1 protein-coding gene is annotated in these 639 nt (G+C 38.7%); it reads left to right on the forward strand.

The features are described from left to right. Positions 1–639, forward strand: a 639-nt coding sequence (locus J0N78_RS25535) for an IS4 family transposase (RefSeq protein WP_209125867.1), incomplete at both ends; no start/stop codon positions are given.

A 639-nucleotide genomic window follows, 5' to 3' on the forward strand; every position in this document is an offset into this window, starting at 1 on the left:
AAGGTCTTGATGTCATTGGCATGGTAAAAGAATTAAAGCAGCGCTATCTTATCCAAGGAAAGAAGCTCAGTCTAAAAGAACTATATCATTTAGCCACTCCTATCCAGGGTAAGAAAGGGATTCTTCGTTCGATCCATACCACACAGGCGAATGGGGTTCCTGTCAAAATGGCCTTTGTACGTAATCGTAATAAAAAGAGCGAATGGCTAGCTATTTTAAGTACCGATTGCAGCTTAAGTGAACAAGAAATCATTCGTATTTACGGTATTCGTTGGGACATCGAAGTCTTTTTCAAAACAACAAAGTCATTATTAAAGCTACAAAAAGAGTTTCAAGGACGTTCTTATGACTCCTTGATTTGTCATACCACCATTGTCTTTACTAGATACATTGTACTCTCTTGGCAAAACCGTTGTAGCACAGACCAAAGAACATTAGGTGGACTATTCTATGATCTTTGTGATAAAATCAGTGATCTCGATTGGGCTGTTGCACTAGGGCAGCTACTCGAGCTTCTTCAAGATGTCCTAAAAGAAAGTAACAAAAAGATTCAAAAGTTAATTCGATGTCAACTACAACACTGGATTGCAGGCTTACCTAATTACATCAAGGTCTACCTGCCTATTTCAGTGAGCGAAA

Source organism: Alkalihalobacillus sp. BA299 (assembly GCF_017745675.1).
Lineage (GTDB): Bacteria > Bacillota > Bacilli > Bacillales > Bacillaceae_F > Alkalihalobacterium.